We start from the raw sequence: 19,863 nt of genomic DNA on the forward strand, positions 1-19,863 counted from the left end.
TCAGCAGAGGGGGAGATCTCCTTCCATCAAGGACAGAACGGTTCCGAGCCCTCTGTTTTTCGCCCCCGTGAAGACTTCCTGGGCTAGAGCGACGTCTTCAACGGCGAGCCCGTAGTTGAAGTCGATGATACGTTCCCTGTCGTCTTCCCTGCCGGCCTTCCGGCCGGTGACGATCTCCCCGAGCTCGGCGTAAAGCCTGGGAAGGGGCCCATAGAATCCTCCCGTCTCCCTGTGGGCCTGTTGTAGCTGCGTCCAATCGTCCGTGACGAACTTGTCCGCCCCGTGGAGGGCCCGGTTCTCCCATCCCCGGTGATGAACCGGTAGGACGAGGGCACCGGGGTTTATCCACTCCTCCTTGAAGATGGGTCTGTCGAGTCTTCCTGTTGCGGTGACGACAACGTCTGCCCCTTCAATGACATCCCGCAGGGATTTGCCCGCCTCGATCCGCAAGGAGAGGGTCTCGCTCATAGAGGCGATGTATGTCTCCATGGATTCCCTCCGCACATCGAAGACCCTGACGAGCCTGATCTCCGGCAAGACCTGGCTGAGGGCAAGGAGGTTGTAACGGCCCTGGATGCCGGCCCCCACTATTCCGATGGTCTCTGTCTCGGGCCGTGCCAAATACTTGGCGGCTACAGCGGACGCCGCCCCTGTTCTCATTGCGGTGATCCAGCGGCAATCCATCACGGCAAGAGGCCGCCCTGTATGGACATCGTTCAGAACGACGAGACCCATCACCGCCGGGAGCCCCTCGCCCCGGTTGCCGGGGAAGCTGCTCACCCACTTCATCCCGACCACCCCTTTGCCGGATAGATAGCCCGGCATCGCATGGATAAAGGCGTTCCGAAGGGGATGTACTCCCGGTTTGGGCGGGTTTTCGACCTTTCCCAGGGCGTGCTGCCTGAGGACGTCCTCGATAACCGGGATGACCTCCTTCATGGTCAGCCCTACATCGATCACGTCCTCCTGGGAGAGATAGAGAAACTCGATTCTCTTCATCCAACGGCTCTCCTGGTCGATTACCTTCCCGGACAGAGAGTCCAGGGACTGTTCCATGCCTTCTGGGGGGGGTCACCGGTACCTTCCGGCGAACTCCTTGAACTTGGCATCGAGTTCTCTGGCCCGCTCCTCTGTCTCGTCGAGCTTCATGACCCGGCACTCATACCCCAGCAGCTCGGCCATGATAGCCGCAGCACTCTCGGTGAAGTGGACGGTCCCGTCCTTATCGATCCCTTCGATCCCGTCAAAGCGCTGTCCCTCCCGGTTGATCCGGACAGCCTCATCCAGGTCGATACCAGGAGGAAGGACGACCTCACCTCCACTCGCATCGACCCGTACCGGATATCCGCCGGGCAGTCCCGAAGGGGCGGGAGCATGCATGAAATCACCCGTGTCGTCGGCCACGGCCAGAATGACCCCAGCCGCAGAAGAGGCGGTCAGGATCTGCCCATCTCTTCCGCCGGGCCGGCGGAACCGGGTGGGAAGATCCGAAAAGACCGCGTCCATATCCACCTCACCGGTCACGTCCCTGCCATCCACCATGGCTTTCAGGTAGTAAGGCGCTCCCCCGGATGTGCCGAACCGGGGCAGATAGTGGCTCACGTAGTGCTGGGCAACGAAGAAGACCCTCACATCCCTCATGGGTCTTCCCAGTCTGTAGGCGATGGAACTCCGGATGGCGGGAACAGGGTTGGCCACATTGCCGATCCCTATGGTGGGTGCGAGCCCTACCTGGTGGAGTACGGGGTGTACCGCGTCGGGAAAGGCCGAATTGATGACCCGGATATCCAGACCCGTCTCTCTTACGGCCTGCATCAGTTTGTAGACAAGGGTGAGGTGCATGGGGAGCCAGGGGCCGAAGCGGGCCTTATCGAGCCGTTCGAATTGCTCTTTGGGTAAGGTGTTGATGACCCACCAGGACTGGAGCGAGACCGCGCTGTAGATTATCTCCGGGGAGACCTTCGATATGGTTTCCGCCGTCTCGCCGATATTGTACAGGTCGACCTTCCTGAACTCGAGCTCGGGGTAGAACCCCAGCTGGGAAGCGCCGAAAGCGGCGATGTTGGTCTTTCGGTAGCCCCAGTCTTCGTTAATGTCCGCCGTGACGATCCGTCGTGCCCCTGGGGCACGGACCAGCATTTCCAGCACGTGCCCCCCCAAATCGCCGGTGCCGATGATCATGATCCTGGACCTAGCCATTTTCTTGAGCCTCCTCGGGTTTCGGTTTTCTTCCGGTTTCCCGGAGATCCTCCTTTCTACGAATCAAGAGGATCCCAGGAGTCTTTCGATGTTGTCGGGATGGGCGATTCTCTCGTATCTGGCCGTCTTTTCCTCGTGAGCCGTGAGCAGTTCCGGCACGGTGCGGCGTTCCCTGAGGTCGCAGAGCTTTGTTGCTCCCCAGAGAATCCAGTGGAGTGAGACCAGAGGTTCACGGATACGCACCTTTTCCCAGAGGCGATCCGGGTTTTCTCCGGTCAGATCGGCATAGGTCTTCAGGAAGCTCTCGCGTCCCCCTGGATCGAGAACCCTCTGAGAGCACCAGAGCTGGGCCGGCTCGGAGAGGAAACAGCAGAGATCGTAAGTCGAATCGTCTATCCTCGGCTTCTCCCAGTCGATAAGCCTCAGCCCCTCCGTGGTCTTCACGAAATTGTCGCAGACCACGTCGGTATGATTCAGGCTTGCCGGGGCAAAGAGGCGGCCGAATCGGTCCACAGACGGCTCTGCCCTGTCCAGGAGTCTCTTTGCAAGACCGATGGTCCGCTGCTCCGAGGCCCTCTTGGCCTGATATTCCTTGAGATCCTTTTGAACCAGGTCGTAGGTGTCAGCCAGGGGGTCCTGCCAGACCACCAAACCCTCGTGCCGGGGGCCGAGGGAATGGAGTCTGGCGAGCAGTTCCGCAACCCGCGGCATCTCCTCCATGTCGAGGGAGAGATGAGGGCCTTGCAGGTATTGTTCGATGAGGATCCCGAAGTCGAAATAGTCCCGTTTGTTATCGCAGTAATAGGCCTTCGGTGCGAGCCGGTGAGGTTCGAGGAACCTCAGGATCGCGAATTCATACTCCACCTGGTTGGGGAGACCGCTCTGCTGCTCGATATTGATCCGGAAGACAAACTCCCTGCCGTCTACCCTGATGTGGAAGTTGAGGTTGTACGCACCGGGCATCATCTCCAGGATTTCGATCGAGTCCGGGTAGCCTCGGTCCAGGACACCTGGAGGTAGGTCTCTCAGGTATCGCTCGATCTTTTCATCGATTCCGGCCAGCATCCCCCTGTCGGCTCTCAACCCCTCCGCTCTCACTTCAGAATACTCTCTCTAACCTTGTCCACAAAACGCTGGATATGCCTTTCCATGATTCTTCTAGCCCTCTGGGCGTCTCTTTCTGCCAGGGCATCTATCATATCCCTGTGATCCTTGAATTGGTCGAGAAGCTCCTCTCTGCTGAAGACGAGGTAGTGCCAAAACCTGGCGGAAATCCCATGGAGTTCATGGAGGATGCCCCCGAGTTTCCGGTTGTGGGTCGCCTGGGAGAGGCGGTTGTGAAAGTCGAATTCGCATTGGGTCAAGGGCTCCAGATTCTCACTGTTCGCCCCTTTCAGCTCCTCAACCCGCTCGAGGACCCGGCTCAACCCCTCCAGTTCTGCCTCGGTGATTCTCTCGGCTGCCAGTTGGGCTGCGAATCCCTCGAGATTTATACGGATTTCGATGACCTGTCTGAAAAGATGGAGATCGAGGGGCGCCACAAAAGTTCCGGACCTGGGGAACCGTTGAATCAGACCGTCCCTCTGGAGTTCGAGAAGGACCTCCCTCAGGGGTGTCCGGCCGATCCCATAGGCGGCCATCAATTCCCTCTCATTCAGAAGCTCCCCTGGGCGGAGGTCGTGGGTCATTATTCGGTACCTGAGGTTCTCATAGGCTCTTGGCTTTGGGTCTTCCACAGAAAAGACTCCTGGAGAAAGATTCGATCGGACCGGTACCCCTCCGGGAACCCGGCCTCCCAGTGCCGTTTTGAGGAGCGAGGCGACCAAGAACCCGGTGACTCCTCGGTCCTCAGGAGATTCCTCCCCCCTCTCAGGGTGATGTGGCGCAGTCTCCCGGCGGTCCGAGACCGCCACGGTGGACTCTCTATCCCTGTATCCCAATCAAAAAACGGTTGACACCCTCGAGCTATTATATTAAAAGAAAAATACTGATATATCAAGACGTCTCCAGGTTGGACTTTCCGGTCTTTCTATCTTTGAATGGAGAACAAAACCGTAAAGCCAACTACTTGGAAGACTGCCTGATCCAGGGCTGAGGAAAGCCCGGACCGTGGTTTGTTTTCTCCAGGTGGATTCTCCCGGAAAGGAGGTGAGTCTGCGAACATTCAACAACCGAGAAAGGGGAAGGAGGTCTATCATGTCAGGAGAGGGAAAAGAAAGGGGATTGACACGGCGTGACTTCATCAAATCCGTAAGTGTGGCCGCCGCCGCGGGGGGCGCCCTGTCTGTCGGCCTGCCCAGGGAGGCGGAGGCGGCAAAGAAGCTCAAGATCGGGTTCATGGCTCCATTCACGGGACCGGCCAGCCGGACCGGCGACATGCACAGAAAGGGGGTGGAGATGGCCCTCGAAGATGCCCGGGCAGCCGGGGAGATTCCGGTTCGGGTCGACGGCAAGGTCCGTGACATCGAGCCCGTCTGGGTGGACAGTCAGTCGAGTCCGGAAAAGGCGGTCAAGGCCGTCACTCAGGCGATCAACAGGGGTGTCAAGATGATGGTGACGGGATGGCACTCTTCCGTGGCCATGGCCTGCATGGATGCAGAGGCTCCCCTCAAGATCGTTCATCTCGGCCACGGGGGCGAATCCCAGTACATCAACTTCAAGATAAACGACAACCCCTACAAGTATAGAGGGTGGTTCAAAGGGTGGCCGTCTCCCCCGATCTATGCAGGACTCTACGGGCCTCCCCTCAAGTATTTCATCGAAAAGGGGCTCTGGAAGCCGAGAAACAGAAAGGCCGGGGTCATCGTCGAGGACACCGACTACGGTCGGGGCTGGGGAGAGGCCCTCGCGGTAAGTCTGAGGACCGCGGGATTCGACGTGATGCCCTATGACGTGAACGCCATCGATGAGACGGAATTCACGCCTCTGCTCACCAAGTACAAGGCCGCCAACGTCTCGATCCTCGCCCTGACCCAGACCGGCGGGGTGCCCATGTACAACCTGATCAAGCAGATCCGGGCGATGGGCCTGAAGGCGATCGTCATCGCACACGGGCTCACCTGGACGGCAGAGTGGTATCAGAACACCGGGGCGGCTTCAGACTACACTCTGGCCATGGATTCCCCCTATGCCATCAGCCCGGAGCAGAAGCTGTGGCTCAAGCGGTTCAAGGAGAAGTACGGCGTGGAAGCGGCGATCGCTCCTTCGGGCCAGCCCTATGACTACACCCGGATGGCGATCAAGATCCTCAATGAAGTGGGGACTCTCAAATTCGAGAAGCTCTGCAACCACATCAGGGAGAAGGTAAAGTACAAGGGGGTCTGGCAGTTCTTCGATTTCGCCACCTACAACGACTTCTGGAAGGATTTCTCGCAGGAGGGGACTCTCCATCAGCTCTCCAGGAACGACGTGAGGACCGGTGAATATATGAAGGGGTTCTTCTTCCCCCTGGTGCAGATGTTCGGTGGAAAGCACAAGATCATCTGGCCCGTGAAACTCGCCACTGCCCAGTTCAAGGCCCCTCCGTGGGTCTAGACCGATGGAGGATACCTGCGGCCAATGGACGGGGGTCCGCAGGTATCCCCCGCCCTCTGAGCGGGAAGGGACAGGAACTGCCCACCCGCGGAACTCGATAGGGTCACCGCGTGAGCCCAGGAGCCAGGGGGCAAGAGGTTTCCACCTGAGAATCAAGAAATATGGTTGGAAATCAAGACACTTTAGGACATGTTCTCCGAGAGATGCGGGAACTCCTCAGGTCCTCTCACCTTGACTTGCAACCGGTTTTATGCTAACTGGGCGGTAGATCCCACGGCCGCCGGGCGGCCGGGGGAGTCTCCCCTCAAGGGGATCGGGTGATCGCCCGGCCGCTCCTTGAACCCGGGAAGACTCGACAACAGGAGGCGTGGAATGAAGAAAGGGGTTATCTGGGTCCTTGCGCTTTTGTTCGTTCTTTCTCTCGGTCCGGCCCTCGCCGGGGAAAAGGAGCTAAAGGCGGTCTGTTTTCTTTCCAAGAAGGATCCCATGGCAGCCATGACCGTGGAATGGGTCAAACGTATAAACGAGTACTGCCGGGGGGAACTGCGGATTCAGTACGGGGAGGGACCGCAAGGGGTCTCCGCCTTCGACGAGGTGGAGGCCCTGAGAAAGGGCGCGTTTCAGGTAGCCTTCAGCTCTACCGGCCGGTACGAATCGATCTTCCCCGAAGGGGCCGCCTTCAGCCTTTCCAGGCTCGCCCCGTGGGAGGAAAGAAGGCCGGGGGGATTCTACGATTTCATGGTGGAACGCCACAGGGAGATCAAGGTGATGTACCTGGGGCGATGGCTCCATGGATCCATCTATCTCTGGCTCAAGAAGCCGGTAACGGGCCGGAGAGAATTGAAGGGTCGAAGGCTCGGGACAGGGCCCGGTTACGACAGGTTCCTGAAGGCCCTCGGTGCGGTCCCGGTCAAGGTCTCCCCTACTGGGAGCTCCGGGGCTCAGGAGGGGGGGAGTCTCGAAGGCCTTGTTTCCCCTGTTCTCGGTGTGAGGCGATCCGGTTGGATCGAGACCTGCAGGTACGCGATCGACCATCCCTTGTACAATCAGAGCTGCACGATCCTGATGAATCTCGATACGTGGAACGGCTTTCCCCTGGCCTTACAGGAGAGGATACAGAACCTGACTGCCTGGTTCGAACCTTACATGGTAGGTTATTTCGACAGCGCCGAAAAGATGGAGTGGGGAGAATTGGAGAAAGCCGGAATCGACCGGATCCACTTCTCGCCTTCCGATGCGAGGGCCTATGTCGATACGGCTTACAGGGTCGAATGGAAGGCCCTGGAAGACAGGCTTCCAGACCTTGCCCCAAGGCTCAAGGAACTGACCGAGTACTGAAGAAAACCTCTCTTCATGCGACCCTGGAGGATCGGCATTTTTTCGAGAACCCGGGCCTAGCCCGGTGGCCGGGAGTCTCGGCGGATCTTTCGGGTAGCCTCCATATCCACCTCGAAGGTCTCTGGATCGATGACTACGCCGTAGTCCTCCCTCGCCTTTTCCGGCGAGATGATGTCGTTCCGTACCTCTTCCTGCACCTTTTCGACCGGGCGCTCGTAAGGGGGACCATAGCCCCCGCCTCCACCGGCTTCCTGGTAGTAGATCGTCCCTTCCGGGACGTTCTCCACCAGATCCTTGGTGGTGCAATGGTAGACCGTACCATCTGGGTAACGCAGTTCGATGCGATTGAGAGTACCCGGTTTCCCGCCGCGGGCTCCCCTGGGAGCCTCCACGTCTCCCTCGCCGAAGGTTATGACCTTTGTCTCCTCTCCCCCGATTCTGAAGACCGTCACAACCCCGAGCCCCCCTCTCCACTGGCCCGCCCCTGCCGAATCTCTCCAGTACTCGTGCTGGTGGAGGAGATGAGGGGTCTGCTGCTCAAACATCTCGTAATCCTGGTCCAAGACCCCTCCTGAAGCGTCTATCATTCCGATGTGGTCGTAGCCGTCTGTTCCCTTGATGCCCCCTGAGCCCCCCTTGAGCCCCATAAACCCGATGTCCACATAGGGAGTGTTCTTGCGAGGGTCTCGACCGGTGATCAGACTGCACAGCAGGGCATTCCATTCAGCCGTGACCCTGTCCGGAATGGCGGGACCGAGAGCCCGCATGATCGCATTGGCATTGATGGGGCAGAGATGGTTTCCATAGGTGGTTGCCGCGGGATAGGCCGCATTCAGAATTGTGCCTTCTGGAATGATGATCTCCAGGGGACGCACCATTCCATCGTTGTGAGGTATATCCGGGTTGACCATCTGGAGAAAGGTGAGAAGGGTGGCTGAGGCGCTCGATGTATAGGTTCCGTTCACAAAACCCGAGGTCTGGGGGTCTGTGCCGGTGTAGTCGAAGATGATCTTCTCGTCCTCGACCGTGATCTTAACACGGATCGTGTACTTTGAGCCCGGAGTCCTCCCGTCGAAGTATCCGGAGGCCTCCCCGGAGTACAAGCCGTTGGGAATGCTTCGGATCTCGGAACGCATCATCTTCTCCGTGGAATCGAAGAGAAACTCCTTGTGTGCTTCGTAGACATCCAGGCCGTAGCGCTCCACGAGTTCGAGCATCCGGCGTTCTCCCACAACACAACTCCCCATCTCCGCCTTCATGTCCTCCTCGACGATCTTGAGGCGGATGTTGGCAAATATGAGTCTCCAGACGTCCTTTCGAAGCTTCCCCCTCTCATAGACCTTCACGGGCGGGATTCTGAGTGTTTCCTGAAACACCTCTGTGGCCTGTGGATTATAGCCGCCCTGGACCGCTCCACCGATGTCGGCCTGGTGACCCTTGCAGGCCGCCCAGGCCACGAGGCGGTCTTTGTAGAAGATGGGCTTGTAGACAGCCACGTCGTTGTTCTGATTCCCCATGGAAAAGACGTCGTTGTGAAAAATCACGTCACCCGGGTAGATCTCGTTCCCAAAGTAATCGACGATGTACTGGCAGACCGGTCCGAGGGAGAAGGCCAGAATGGGGAGGTTCTCCGTCTGCTCGAGCATCCTCCCCCGGGCATCGTAGAGGCCGGTTACAAAGTCCTTTGCCTCACAGAGGATGGGAGAGCGCGTAGTCCGGGTGAGGGCGATGCTCATCTCCTCGGTAATCGATTTGAAACGCCGCTGGAAGACGGAAACGAGGATCCTGTCGATCTTGGCCTCTTTCATCGTACTACCCTCCCCACATACTCGGCTTCCCTCTGTTTGAGGTACATGGTATAGCTGCCGAAGCGGTCGCAGATGACGCTGTACTCGGGAGTGACAAAGGTCGTGGTGTTGACCTGTTCTATCAGGGCAGGTCCCTCAACTCTGTTCCCGAAGTGGAGCCTGTGCCCGTCAAAGACGTCGATCTCCTGAAATTCCTTTCTCAGGGGCAGATAGACCGATCTCCTCCCTTTGAGAGCCCCGGAAGGATCGGGGCCGCGGTACTCTTCCTCGACGAGCCTGGGTTTTTCCGTTCTTCCGATGCAGGCCAAGCGCATATTGATCAGCTCGATGGGAGTCCCCTCTTCTTCCAGGGAGTAACCAAAGAGCCGGTCGTGTTCAGGGTGGAATCTCGCGGCCATGGAGGGGATGTCCCTGTTCAGGATCTCCTCCCTGGTGACGGCTACGTTTACCTCGTGGTACTGTTTTATGTACCGCATGTCCAGGGAGTAGACATACTCGACCCTGTCAGGGGGGATGTGTTCCGACTCCATGAGGCCGCCCCCTTCCCTCTCCATCTCCAGGAAAAGAGCGACGAACTTCTCCACATCCATGCCTTCCAGGGTGGTGACATAGGTTCGGACGAAATTGTGCCTCAGGTCTGACATGAGCATGCCTGCCGCACAGAAGATAGAGGATTCCTTGGGGATTATCATGACGGGGATCTCCAGTTCCCGAGCGATCATGCATGCATGGTTCGGGCCCGCCCCCCCGGCGATCACCATGGGGAAATCCCTGGGATCATGGCCGCGTTTCACCGAGACCTCCCTGACACCTGATGCCATATTGACATTGATCACGTCGTACATCCCTGCAGCGGCCTCGAGAACGTCCATTTTCAGCTTTCGGGCGACGTGTTCTTCAATGGCCCTCTCCGCCTTCTTCCTGTTGAGGCGGATCCTGCCGCCGGCGAAGTAATCCGGATCGAGATAGCCCAGCACAAGGTCGGCGTCCGTGCAGGTGGGAAGCTCTCCCCCGAGATCATAACAGGCCGGCCCGGGTTTGGCCCCGGCACTGTGAGGACCCATGCGCAGCAGGCCCCCCTCATCGATCCAACCGATGCTGCCGCCCCCGGCGCCGATGGTGACTATGTTGAGCATGGGCAGGGCAAGGCGGAGCCGGTTTATCTCTCCCTCTGTGGTCACCACCGGAGTGCGATCCTTGATCAGGGCGGCATCGAAGCTGGTACCACCCATGTCGACGGTGATGCAGTCCTTGTAGCCTTGAACGGATGTATAGGAGATCCCTGCAACGGGTCCCCCCGCCGGCCCGGACAGCAGCGTTACAGCTGCAGTCTCCATGGCATTCTCGGGTGAGACCACGCCGCCGTTGGACTGCATGATGAGAAGAATGCCCTGGAAGGCCACGTCCTCGAGCTTCTCGATGAGACTCGTGAGATACCTTCTCAGGATGGGGCCCACATAGGCGTTCAGGACGGTTGTGCTCACCCGGTCGTAGAATCGGATGGAGGGCAGAAGGGTGCTCGACACGGTCAGATAGGCATGGGGCATTCTGCGGGCAACCATTTCCGCTGCCTTCCTCTCGTGTTCCGGGTTGGCAAAGGAGTTCATGAAACAGATTGCAACGGCCTCGACACCCTCCTTCTCGAACCGATCCAGGGCAGCCTCCACATGGGACTCCTCCAGTGGAAGGAGCTCGTCTCCCCTGTAGTCCAGCCGCTCCTGCACGGGCATTCTCAGGTATCTGGGCACAAGGGGCTTCACGTTTTCGTAGTGGTTGTTGTACTGCTCTTCCCGGATCCCCCTTCTCATCTCGAGGGCATCCCGTACCCCCTTGGTCGTGAGAAGTCCGGTCTTGGCCCCCCTGTATGTGAGGACCGCGTTGGTCGTCACCGTTGTTCCGTGGACAATGGTATCCACTTCCTTTATGAATTCCTCGAGGGTGACCCCCTTGCTTTCTGCCATCTCCCTGAGACCGTTCATCAGTCCGACAGAGGGGTCCTCCGGGGTGGACAGAACCTTATAGATCTCTGAACTGCCGTCTTCATGGGTAAGGAGAAAATCGGTGAATGTCCCGCCCACGTCGATTCCAACCTTGTAGCTCATATCGAGGCTCCTGCTGGTTCGTTTTTCTCGGGCACCGTGCCGCGCTGGTCTCCTCCCCGAGGCCCGATCCTCCGCTTAGAAGATGGTCGGTTCTTTGAATTCCCCGAAGACCTCTCTGAAGACCCCTGCCATTTCGCCCACGGTTGCATAGGCCTTGCAGCATTCGAGCAGATGGGGCATGACGTTCCTCTTCTCCCTGGCCGCTTTTTCCAGTCCCTTCAGGCCTCTGGCCACGGCACTGTTGTCACGGCTCCTTTTGACCTCCTTGAGACTCCGGATCTGCCTTTCAGCGGATTCCCAGCTGTACTCGTGGAGCTGGACCTCCTGTTCCTCCCCTTCGGTGTGGATGTTGACCCCTACCTTGAGTAGCTCCCCTGACTGCACCCCACGTTCGAACTCGTAGGCCTGGCGGGCCACCTCCCTCTGGACATAACCGGAGGAGACAGCCCGGACCATGCCGCCCAGGTCGTCGATCCGCTTCATTTCTTCCAGGATCTTCTCCTCCATCTGCTTTGTCAGGGTCTCGACGAAGTAGGATCCTGCCAGGGGGTCCACCGTATCCCGGAGGCCGATCTCGTCCATAAGAAGCTGGAGTGTTCTCAGAGAGAGCAGGGCAGCCCGGGGGGTCGGGATTGTATAGGCCTCGTCAAAGGAGCAGAGTGCCGTGGTCTGGGCCCCTCCCAGGGCAGCAGCCAAGGCGTAATAGGCGCCGCGGATGATGTTGTTTTCAGGCTGGGCCTTGGTCAGTCCATAGCCTCCCCCACCGAAAAGACCGCGAAAGAAGAGCACCTTCTGGTTCTTCTTACCCGCCCCGTAACGTTCCCGGAGGTTCTTTGCCCAGAGTTTGCGGGCCGCCCGGAACTTGGCTACCTGTTCCCAGAGATTGCCGAATATGTTTATGTTGAATGAAAACCGTCCCACAAAGTCATCCACCTCATGCCCACGCCGGAGAACCTCATCGATGTAGGCGTTGGCGATCTGGATGGCATAGGCGATCTCCTGAACGGGAGTCGCTCCGGATTCCCTTATGTGGTAGCCGCACACGCTGACCGGGTTGGTCCTTGGCATCTCCTTTATGGAATACTCTATGGTGTCCCCGATCAGACGAACGGCCGGTTCCACAGGGAATATCCAGGCTCCCCTTCCGATCATCTCCTTCAGGATGTCGTTCTGGGGGGTTGCGCTGATCTCATTCCTGGAAAATCCGTATTTTTCAGCCACGGCCTGGTACATGGCCAGCATGACAGAGGCAACGGCGTTGATGGTCAGCCCGGTGCCGATTCTGTTGAGAGGGATATCCCGGAAGGCGGTTTCGAAATCCCGAAGGGTGTCAACTGCCATGCCGACCCGCCCGACTTCTCCCTCGGCTGAGGGATCGTCCGAATCGAGGCCCATCTGTGTGGGGAGGTCGAAGGCCACGTTGAGACCCGTCTGACCATGGGAGATGAGGAACTTGAACCGCTCGTTGGTTTCCTCGGGGGTTCCAAACCCGGAATACTGCCTGGTGGTCCAGGCCCGGGAGCGGTAGCCAAGGGGATGGATCCCCCGGGTGAAGGGGTACCGGCCGGGATCCGGGGCATCCCTGTCATAGTCGAATCCCACGGCCCGGAGATCGTCGGGTGTGTAGACCGGTTTGACGTGGATGCCGGACTGGAGGATGACGTCCTCGATTTGATCCTTCTCGTTCTTTACGTATCTTGCAACACCCATGACGCCCTCCGACTCAACCGGGCCTCTGCCCCTTCCGTTTTCTCACGTGTTCCTCGATCCACCTTATGGATTCTTCAAAGGGGGTTCCCCCTGGAAAGGCCCCGTCGATACCCAGCTCCTTCAGCCTTGGGATGTCACCCTTTGGAATCACCCCGCCAACCACCACCAGCACGTCGTCCATCTTGTTCTCTCTGACTCTCTCCATAAGTTTCTGGCAGATCGGGAGATGGGCGCCGGACATGATGCTGAGGCCGATGACGTCCACATCCTCCTGGATGGCCGTGTTTATGATCTGGTCGATCCTCTGATGAAGGCCGCTGTAAATCACCTCCATTCCGGCGTCCCTCAGGGCGAAGGCCATCACTTTTGCTCCTCTGTCATGGCCGTCCAGCCCGGGCTTTGCCACCAGAATTCGGATCCTTTTCCCTGCCACGGCAAGCCCCCCTCTCTTTTCCTCTTGGAGGCCGTCTCCCTGTTGCCCGGCAAAGAACAGGGCGATTGTAAGTTCAGGGAACGGCTCCCCCTGCAGATGGAAACTACTGTAATGCCTCAGTCCTGTCAAGGGAGTCTTCCCCTGGCTCGTTGCATGGTCCGGTGAGTGTTGGTATCATGTAAAGAAAAAAGAGGATCGCTCTGCCATGACCGGGAAAGACTACTACAGGATTCTTGAGGTTGACAAGGAGGCCACCGAGGAGGAGATCAAACAGGCCTACAGGAGGCTGGCCCTCCGGTACCATCCTGACCGGAATGCGGGAGACCCTCGGGCGGAGGAGAGATTCAAGGAGATCAGCGAGGCATACGGGGTGCTCATGGATCGAGAAAAGAGGAGGCTCTACGATTCCCAACAGAGCCCCTTTGCCGGCAGGTATCGGTATCGCCAGGAGGAAGTGTTCCGCGACATGTTCAGAAACCCCCAGGCCCAGGACCTCTTTCGTGAACTGAGCAGGGAATTCGAGAAATACGGTGTCCGGTTCGACGAGAGATTCATGAACCGGGTTTTCTTCGGAGGAAGGGGGATATTCTTCGGAGGAATCTTCTTTGGTGGGCCGATTTTCGGAAGTCCTTTCTTTTCTCGGGACTCCGGCGGGGCCCCGGTATTTGGCCGGGAGAGCAGGCGGCCTGCTCTTCACAAGTCGAAGGTCCGCACCTTGAACGAGGGAATCCTGGCCCGGTTCGGGCAGAAGATCGAGACCCTTCTCCTGGGGCACGCTCCAAAATCCATTGGCAGATCAAACGGTCTCGACATGACGTACCATCTGAGGCTGACCAGGGAGGAGGCCTCCTCAGGGTCGAAGATCAGGATCGCCTACAAGAGGGGGAAGAGCCCTGAGAAGTTGGACGTGAAGATCCCCCCTGGTACGAGGTCCGGCAGCAGACTCAGGGTAAGGGGCAAGGGGATGCCGAATCCTGCTGGCGGTCCACCTGGAGACCTCTATCTCCTGATCGAAGTGGGGCGTTGAGGAGGGTTGCCGCGTCCAGACGGCTCAGAGTGTGATCAGCCAGGCCTGCGGAATGCGGGTCTCGATGACGTGGCCTGCCAGATCGACCACTCGGTCGACCCGATCGATGATCGCCGAGTCGCTGGTCGCGACGACTCCTGGATGGCCCATGAGAATCCTTTCAGGGACCTTCACAGCCCTCGATTCTCCGGCCAGGTTAGCCGCCCTGAGACGACGGGCGACATGGAGTGCCAGGAGCCCGCTCTTGCTGATGGGAGAATCAAAGAGAAACACGATCCTCTCGGGCGGGAACTCCACCAGCACTTCTATCAGGAGATCGACGGCCTCGATCGTTACCTCTCCCATCTTGTAGGAAGATGAGATCCCTGAGACGTCTCGAATGAAAGAGTCATCCGCCATTACCAGGGGTTCCCGGCGCAGGGCTGCCTCGATGGTGATCAGCACATTGTGGCCGTCCGCTGCGAGGACAGAACCTCTGACCCCTTCCATGGGAATCCTTCTCTCCCTCCGCCGTCCTGCGTCGGCCTGAGAAAAGACCCCACGGTGGAGCAGTTCTCGTGCTTTCCTTTCCAGGCCGTAACGGTTGCCGACGAGATCGAGGCTGTTCTTCCGGGGATAGCCCCGTCCGAGAAGATACCGGAGATCCTCCGCCCCTTTTCTGAGGGATGCCAGATCGATGGAGAGACGCCTTTGCACTGGTATTCTCCGGTCCGGTACTATAACACAAAAACGGAAGATCCCGAAACTCCGTCCATGGACAGGACCTTCACGGGCAAGGCAAGGAACCTCTCGAGGCACGGGGGTCATTGACCTTTCAGGACCCAAGATGCTAGAGTTCAACGAGAGCCCGTAACTCGTCCTTACCGAAAAACGCCGGTGGAGCGAACATCGGCTTGACCCCGGGGGCCAGCCTTGCCGGGGAGAGCTTCACCCCAAGGGGTGAGCCCCTGCTGCCCGAGGCCGTGGGGCCGGCCAGGGAGTCGGAAAGTCCGCTGGGAGAGCGGGACCGGCTCTTTTCGGTGTGGACCGACCATCACAAGGAGGAAGCAAAGTGGAACCAGAGGTCAAGGTATACAGCAGCCCCACGTGACCATACTGCAAGATGGCGAAAGAGTATCTTTCGCGCAAGGGGATCCCTTTTGTGGATCACGATGTGACCATGGATCCAGAAGCCCTCCAGGAGATGGTTAGGATCTCCGGGGCCAGGGCGGTCCCCGTCATTGCAGCCTGCGGCGAGGTCATGGTCGGATTCGATCAGGCCCGTCTTGATCAGATACTTTCGTGCATCACTCAGAAGACCGAGATCTGAAAGAGAGCCGGAGGGAGCAGGCCTCTCGGCAGAGGATATGACCCGCAGGAGTGGGTTTCCCGGAGAATGGGGAGGTCAGGCTGTTTTCTCCATCGGTCCCAGGAAACCGACGCCCTTCTGCTTCTCTCCGTCGAGATAGACATGGAGAAACTGGTCGGTCCGGACAGAGGGGACATGGATCACCCGCACGACCCTCTCATAGTCCTCGATCTCAGGAGCGACGCTCTTCAGCACGTTGTCGCTGTGGACCAGAAATTCCTCGTTGAAAAGGGTGCCGGGACTGTCGGGGAAAAGTGGAATAATGACGATGTCCGCCTCCACCAGATCCTGGAAGAAATGGGTGCCATAGGAGACCTCCGGAGTGTACCCTTCCCGGGCAAAAGCGATCTCCACCAGGAGTCTGGTCTTGTTTATGTCGGCATAGGTCACGTGGACACCCAGGTTGATGTCGTTGCTGCCCCAGCGGCCAGGACCCATCAGGGCGAAGCGTTTCTCGGCGAGTTTCTTGTTCAGCATGTTGACGACCCTTGCAACACCGATCTTCGCGTCGAAGGTTCCCAGGGCGTCGTAGGCCTTTGGGTCGACGTATACTATGTATTCGAGGTTGCGGACGATGCTGTTGGCCAATCCTCCCTGGGTGGTGAAGACGATCCGCTCTCGGGGGATATCTCTCGGTATGGTGACTCTTTCGATCTCCTTCCGGGTCGAAAGGGGCCGGCACTGCAGTATGTAAAGCTTGTCCTCGTCCCAGGCGAACTCCATGTCGATCGGCCGGCCGTAGGCGGCCTCGACCCGGGACAGCACCTTTCTCGCCAGGGGAACAAAAGGCGTCTTAGCCAAGAGATTCTCGAAAGTGACGCAGAGTTCCTCTTTCCTGAGGTCCTGGGTCTTGAACATGGGGGGTGCGAGGTGCCCGTCTTTCTGAATCGATACGGCATAGAAGAGATCCGGATGATCGATCGCAGAAGCGAGAGTCCTGAAGTCGATCGTATCGAGCCCGCCCTTTTTCAGATTGATGACATCCACCTTTTTCTGGGAGTATTTCTTGATCTGTCCGGCCGTTACCTCCGGGCGGAGGCGAGGGTGGCCCAGGGGGATCATCCGGGGATAGTCCGCCCCTACACGGTCGACCGCCCGGGTACCGAGACCGAGGACGAGCCTGACCAGCCCCTCCTCCTTCTTTATTCTTGGATTCCAGGTATATAGGTTGCGGGAGAACATGACACCCGCTGCAAAGGGAAAGAAGTAGTCTCCAAAGGGGCGGCCCACCACTTTTTGGACGACCATGGCCATCCGTTCATCAAAGTCGAGCAGCCCGTGGTCCCGCCGGTAGAGGATGGGGTCAGGGCCGAAAGTACTTGCAAAGACCCGTTTGATCGTTGCGATGAAGGTCTTCAACCTGGTCTCGAGATTCCCCTGATTGGCCAGAAAAACGGACATGTATTTTCCCGAGAAGGCCAGGCCGAAGTTGTCCTCCAGCAGGCTGGAAGAACGTATGATGATCGGATGTTCCCCTATTTCTGCCAGAATTCCCCGGAAGTCGTCTACCACTTCCGGTGCGAAGGCCGCGTATTTGAACTTCTCCTCGATCCGGTGGTACTCCTTTTCGATGGTCTCCCTGTCCTTGTATTTGTAAGTGTGAAAGAGATAGAGGTTGTTTCGGTCGACGAATTCCGAAAAAACACCGGAGTTCAGATACCAGGTCTCAGGGACCCGGATATAGTTCTGCAGTTCCGGGTCCTTCTTTTCCAGGGTGGGCAGGAGGATCTTGTGGGCCAGGATCATGCCGGCAGCCTTGCCGCCCACGCTTCCCGGCCTGCGGCGACTCCAGAGGGTCCGCCTGAGAAGGGCGTCCACATCGCGGATGGTTATGTATTCCTTAGCGATACTGACAAAGGGGAGCTGGCTCGAGATAAAATGGTTGATGAGAGAAACCCGTATTCCCTCTGCCTCCTCTTTGGAGATGTAGACCTCGCCTGCGGGGATTTCACAGAATTCCCGAAGGGCGGCGTAGATCTGCTTGGACGTCGCATTGCCCTGGCCTGTTATCCGGCTCAGGGCGCGGCACTTGTCCCTCTTGCGTGCCAGATTGATGTAGTTCTCGATCTCATGGGGACTAAAATTGTTGGCAAAGTAATGCTCGATCAGGGCCTCCACGTACTCCTGCCGGTTGTTTTCCGTGTCTTGAACCCCGTCCGCCTGCAGTTCTTTGAGAGCCTGCTCATACAGCTCCTCTCGAGTAATAATCCCCCGATCTTCCAACACCTCCATGAAGGTGCTGTGCATCTCCCCCATCAGGTCCGGGTACTGATTCATCTTTCTGAAGAGGCGATAAGTCTTCAGGATATCCATGGCTTCCGGTTCGGGATTGATCTCCCAGAAAGATCTCGGCAGGCAGCAAGTCCACTGCCTGCCCATATTTATTCTACCGTCGGATCAGCAAAAAGTGAAGACAGCCGCGATCCTAGACCCAGCCCCGGAGTCTGCAGGCCTCTGCCACCCTGGCCACAGATACCAGATATGCGGCCTCCCGCATGTTGACCTTCTCGCGCCTGTACATCTCATAAACCCCGTGGAAGGCCTTTGTCATCTTCTCATCCAACCGTCTTTGGACTTCTTCCAGGGGCCAGTAGAAGTTGTATGTGTTTTGGACCTGTTCGAAATAGGAGACCGTCACCCCTCCGGCATTGGCGAGGAAATCAGGGAGAACAAAGACGTTGTTCTGATGGAGAATCTCATCGGCCTCCGGCGTGGTGGGCCCGTTGGCCAGTTCGCATGAGAGCCTGCATCTTATCCTGTCCGCATTATCCGGGGTAATCACGTTCTCCAGGGCCGCGGGGAACAAGACGGTCACCTCCAGTTCAAGAAGCTCTTCGTTGCTGATCGCGTCTGCTCCGGGGAATCCCTGGAGGGTGCCGTTGTTCAACTTGTACTCCACCACCTCCCTTGGGTTCAGCCCCTTGTCGTTGTAAATCCCCCCCTTGGAATCCGAGGCGGCAACGAGCCTCAAGCCGAGCATCTCATGGCCGAGAAGGGCGGCATACTGCCCCGCATTGCCGAAGCCCTGAACAGCCATGGCCTTGTCCTTCAGATCGATCTCGAGGACCTTTGCCGCTTCCCTGGTCACGTAGATCCCGCCCCGGGCCGTGGCATCTCCCCGGCCCTCGGATCCTCCGACCGGAATGGGTTTGCCTGTGATGACACCTGGATGATGCTCGCCGACCAGCGTCTCATACTCGTCCATCATCCATGCCATGATCTGAGGGGTGGTATAGACATCCGGGGCGGGCACGTCCTTTGTCACCGAGAGCATACCCGCCACGGCCCTGATATAGGCTCTTGCCAGGCGCTGCTTTTCCCGGTCGGACATCTCTTTTGGGTTACAGGTGACCCCGCCCTTTCCCCCGCCGAGGGGGATATCGACCACCGCCGTCTTCCAGGTCATCCAGGCGGCAAGGGCCCGGACCGTATCGATGGTCTCCTGGGGATGCCAGCGAAGCCCCCCCTTGGTGGGTCCTCTTGCGCTGTTGTATTGGACACGATAGCCATGGAAAATCCGAACCGTCCCGTCATCCATCTCCACGGGAAGGGTGACGTGGAGTTCCCGCTGGGGCCACCGCAGGAGCTCGTGGGTGGCCGGATCGAGGCCCAACCTTTCAGCCGCTCCGTCGAGCTGCTGCTGAGCGATCTTAAAAGGGTTGAACTCTACCATATGTTCCTCCTTTCACTACGGGTTTTGGTCGTCAAGCTTCGATTAGATGCCCATCGATCCTGCCCAAGGGCCGAACTGCAAGGCATCCTCCTGTCAGGCCTTCTGCCTTATCTCGAAGAGGTTTCCATCGAAATCCTTGATCATCGTCACCGTCTTGTTCCCCTTTGGGACCTCCATGACCTGCACATCCTTCTCCCTGCACCTTTTCAGGAATCCCTCCAGGTCTTCAACCTCGAGCCCTATGTGGTGAAACCTTGGAGGTGTCCATTGGCCCTCTCCGATGAGAAAGATCTCGAAGTGCATCTCTCCCTTCAGATAGGTCAAGGCCTCAAAATGGAGTTCGGAATCGAAGAGACCCTTGGAGAGGTCGGCCGAAACGTGGAAAGAACGGGTCCTTTCAAGACCGAGAAGATCGCCGTAGAACCGCTGGGCGCTCTCCTCGGATCGAGAGACCAGTGCGACGTGTTGGAGCTTCATGATTTTCCCTCCGTGATTCACTACAAAGCCTAGTGAGGTAAGTTATTGGGAGGCAAGGGGAAGCTGATATGAAGAAGTGGAGGTGATGTCCTAAACTTGGTGTAAAAGTGGTTTTAGGGGTTGAGCCTTAGCCAGGATGCGATAAGCTCTGGCAGGCAACAAAGACAAACAAAGGAGGCCCAACCCCATGAAGAAGGTACCACGTTCAGAGGTT

General features: G+C 58.1%; 16 protein-coding genes. 4 read left to right on the plus strand and 12 right to left on the minus strand.

Going from position 1 to position 19,863, the window contains the following annotated elements:
• The 4 genes from JRJ26_13655 to JRJ26_13670 all read right to left on the minus strand — a co-directional run bounded on the left by JRJ26_13655 (position 1) and on the right by JRJ26_13670 (position 3,935).
• The gene (locus JRJ26_13655) at positions 1–999 is read right to left on the minus strand and encodes an ornithine cyclodeaminase family protein (protein ID MBW2058533.1); all 999 of its coding nucleotides are present in this window, start codon (positions 997–999) and stop codon (positions 1–3) included.
• Positions 1,000–1,071: 72 nt separating this feature from the next.
• Complete coding sequence (locus tag JRJ26_13660; GenBank protein MBW2058534.1) at positions 1,072–2,199, minus strand: hypothetical protein; 1,128 nt, start codon at positions 2,197–2,199, stop codon at positions 1,072–1,074.
• Positions 2,200–2,262: 63 nt separating this feature from the next.
• Positions 2,263–3,297: a phosphotransferase gene (locus JRJ26_13665; GenBank protein ID MBW2058535.1), complete on the minus strand. Its 1,035-nt coding sequence runs from the start codon at positions 3,295–3,297 to the stop codon at positions 2,263–2,265.
• Positions 3,294–3,935: a GntR family transcriptional regulator gene (locus JRJ26_13670; GenBank protein MBW2058536.1), complete on the minus strand. Its 642-nt coding sequence runs from the start codon at positions 3,933–3,935 to the stop codon at positions 3,294–3,296. Before JRJ26_13670 ends, JRJ26_13665 begins: the two co-directional genes overlap by 4 nt.
• Before the next feature lie 460 nt (positions 3,936–4,395).
• On the opposite strand from JRJ26_13670, the gene JRJ26_13675 reads away from it, so the two are divergent.
• Positions 4,396–5,733: an ABC transporter substrate-binding protein gene (locus tag JRJ26_13675; protein ID MBW2058537.1), complete on the plus strand. Its 1,338-nt coding sequence runs from the start codon at positions 4,396–4,398 to the stop codon at positions 5,731–5,733.
• 372 nt (positions 5,734–6,105) lie between these two features.
• Positions 6,106–7,071 (plus strand): hypothetical protein, encoded by a 966-nt coding sequence (locus JRJ26_13680; GenBank protein ID MBW2058538.1) that lies wholly within the window; start codon positions 6,106–6,108, stop codon positions 7,069–7,071.
• 56 nt (positions 7,072–7,127) lie between these two features.
• On the opposite strand, the gene JRJ26_13685 is transcribed toward JRJ26_13680, so the two are convergent.
• The 4 genes from JRJ26_13685 to JRJ26_13700 all read right to left on the minus strand — a co-directional run bounded on the left by JRJ26_13685 (position 7,128) and on the right by JRJ26_13700 (position 13,124).
• Positions 7,128–8,879: a hydantoinase B/oxoprolinase family protein gene (locus JRJ26_13685; GenBank protein MBW2058539.1), complete on the minus strand. Its 1,752-nt coding sequence runs from the start codon at positions 8,877–8,879 to the stop codon at positions 7,128–7,130.
• Positions 8,876–10,981, minus strand: coding sequence for a hydantoinase/oxoprolinase family protein (locus JRJ26_13690; GenBank protein MBW2058540.1), 2,106 nt, complete (start codon positions 10,979–10,981; stop codon positions 8,876–8,878). Before JRJ26_13690 ends, JRJ26_13685 begins: the two co-directional genes overlap by 4 nt.
• 75 nt (positions 10,982–11,056) lie before the next feature.
• Positions 11,057–12,691, minus strand: coding sequence for a methylmalonyl-CoA mutase (locus JRJ26_13695; GenBank protein MBW2058541.1), 1,635 nt, complete (start codon positions 12,689–12,691; stop codon positions 11,057–11,059).
• Positions 12,692–12,704: 13 nt separating this feature from the next.
• Positions 12,705–13,124, minus strand: coding sequence for a cobalamin-dependent protein (locus JRJ26_13700; protein MBW2058542.1), 420 nt, complete (start codon positions 13,122–13,124; stop codon positions 12,705–12,707).
• Positions 13,125–13,329: 205 nt separating this feature from the next.
• Here JRJ26_13700 and JRJ26_13705 point away from each other — a divergent pair, with 205 nt between their 5' ends.
• Positions 13,330–14,151, plus strand: a complete 822-nt coding sequence (locus tag JRJ26_13705) for a J domain-containing protein (GenBank protein ID MBW2058543.1) — start codon at positions 13,330–13,332, stop codon at positions 14,149–14,151.
• Between the two features lie 24 nt (positions 14,152–14,175).
• Here JRJ26_13705 and JRJ26_13710 read toward each other — a convergent pair whose 3' ends face one another.
• Positions 14,176–14,847, minus strand: coding sequence for a DUF434 domain-containing protein (locus tag JRJ26_13710; GenBank protein MBW2058544.1), 672 nt, complete (start codon positions 14,845–14,847; stop codon positions 14,176–14,178).
• A gap of 406 nt (positions 14,848–15,253) precedes the next feature.
• Here JRJ26_13710 and JRJ26_13715 point away from each other — a divergent pair, with 406 nt between their 5' ends.
• A complete protein-coding gene (locus JRJ26_13715; GenBank protein MBW2058545.1) occupies positions 15,254–15,460 on the plus strand; it encodes a glutaredoxin family protein in 207 nt (68 codons plus the stop codon).
• 75 nt (positions 15,461–15,535) lie between these two features.
• Here JRJ26_13715 and JRJ26_13720 read toward each other — a convergent pair whose 3' ends face one another.
• The 3 genes from JRJ26_13720 to JRJ26_13730 all read right to left on the minus strand — a co-directional run bounded on the left by JRJ26_13720 (position 15,536) and on the right by JRJ26_13730 (position 19,649).
• On the minus strand, positions 15,536–17,812 hold the full coding sequence (locus JRJ26_13720) for a PEP/pyruvate-binding domain-containing protein (GenBank protein MBW2058546.1): 2,277 nt from the start codon (positions 17,810–17,812) through the stop codon (positions 15,536–15,538).
• A gap of 112 nt (positions 17,813–17,924) precedes the next feature.
• Positions 17,925–19,172, minus strand: a complete 1,248-nt coding sequence (locus tag JRJ26_13725) for a Glu/Leu/Phe/Val dehydrogenase (protein ID MBW2058547.1) — start codon at positions 19,170–19,172, stop codon at positions 17,925–17,927.
• 93 nt (positions 19,173–19,265) lie between these two features.
• Positions 19,266–19,649: a VOC family protein gene (locus tag JRJ26_13730; protein ID MBW2058548.1), complete on the minus strand. Its 384-nt coding sequence runs from the start codon at positions 19,647–19,649 to the stop codon at positions 19,266–19,268.
• Between the last annotated feature and the right edge of the window lie 214 nt (positions 19,650–19,863).

The sequence above is a fragment of the Deltaproteobacteria bacterium genome, from assembly GCA_019308905.1.
Taxonomy (GTDB): domain Bacteria; phylum Desulfobacterota; class BSN033; order WVXP01; family WVXP01; genus JAFDHF01.